The organism is Enterobacter sp. PL1 (genome assembly GCF_945957325.1).
GTDB classification, from domain to species: domain Bacteria; phylum Pseudomonadota; class Gammaproteobacteria; order Enterobacterales; family Enterobacteriaceae; genus Enterobacter; species Enterobacter roggenkampii.
Genome location: NZ_CAMFKT010000083.1, coordinates 1 through 1,190, shown reverse-complemented (window position 1 = coordinate 1,190; position 1,190 = coordinate 1). Strand labels below are relative to the sequence as shown.

The window sequence follows — 1,190 nt, the reverse complement described above, 5'->3', positions numbered from 1 at the left end:
GGTATGAACCGGAAACATGGGTAACACTTTAGACCGGATACATGGGTAACAGTTATAACTGGCATAGAAGAGGAGACTCGCTATGCCCTGGACTGAGACCCGACCTATGCAACGCCTTGATTTTATCCGTGCCTGCCATGCAGGTACGGACTCCTTCTCCGCTCTTTGCCGTCTTTTTGGTATCAGCCGCAAAACCGGCTACAAATGGCTTCAGCGTTTTGACCCTTCTGACCTGTCCTCTCTCTCTGACCTGTCGCGCGCACCATGCTCTCACTCCCGGACGGTTCCTGATGAGGTCGTCGGACACCTGACTGCCCTGCGTCAGAAACACCCTGACTGGGGCCCGAAAAAACTGCGGATGTGGCTCCTCAATCATCACGTCGATTTTACCGTTCCTGCTGCCAGCACTGTCGGCGATATCCTCAAGCGTGAAGGCCTGGTACCTGACAGAAAGAGAAAGCGCAGAACGCCGGGGAATCGCCGGCCCCTGACCAGCATCAGTGAAAACAATCAGGTCTGGAGCGCTGATTTTAAAGGCAAGTTCAGGCTGCTGAGCAGAGAGTACTGTCATCCCTTTACCCTGACCGACAACCACAGCCGGTATCTGCTGAGCTGCCGTGGAACGGACCGTGAGAGCGAGCCCTTCGTCAGGCACTGTCTGACGGAGGCGTTCCTGGAGTACGGTCTGCCGGACGTTCTGAGAACCGATAATGGTCAGCCCTTCGCAGGGACGGGTATCGCCGGGTTAAGTCGCCTTGCCGTCTGGCTGATAAAGCTGGGCGTCAGACCGGAGCGTATCCGGCGGGCCATCCCGAAGAGAACGGGCGGCACGAACGCATGCACCGTTCCCTGAAAAGTGCGCTGGCGCAGGGGAACACCTTCATGACGATGGAAGAACAACAGCGGTGGTTCAGTGACTACCGGGAAGAATTTAACTACGAAAGACCGCATGAAGCCCTGGCGGGTGCAACGCCCGGAACGGTGTGGCACCCCTCGAAGCGCCAGTGGGATGGCCGTGTTCCTGACTATGCCTATCCGTCAGGAGGAACGGTCTACAGGGTGAAATCGAGGGGGACACTCTATATGGGGAAAAAGGGGACGGTGTTCCTGAGTGAAGCGCTGACTGATGAGTACATCATGCTGGAAGAACAGGATGATGGCCTGGAGGCCATCATCTTCAACGGAATAAC

At 56.5% G+C, this 1,190-nt stretch carries 2 protein-coding genes; both read left to right on the top strand.

Annotated elements, in window-relative coordinates; all coding sequences use genetic code 11:
* The first annotated feature begins 82 nt into the window (after positions 1–82).
* Entirely contained in the window at positions 83–853 is a 771-nt protein-coding gene (locus N6P30_RS24330; RefSeq protein ID WP_023293679.1) for a DDE-type integrase/transposase/recombinase, read from the top strand.
* Positions 838–1,190: integrase core domain-containing protein (locus N6P30_RS24325; RefSeq protein WP_248247783.1), on the top strand; the 353-nt coding region annotated here is incomplete at its 3' end. The genes N6P30_RS24330 and N6P30_RS24325, both read left to right, overlap by 16 nt.

What these genes read in the sequence shown, in the direction of transcription:
- N6P30_RS24330 (WP_023293679.1), top strand. Translation starts at nt 83, where the DNA reads ATGCCCTGGACTGAGACCCGACCTATGCAACGCCTTGATTTTATCCGT.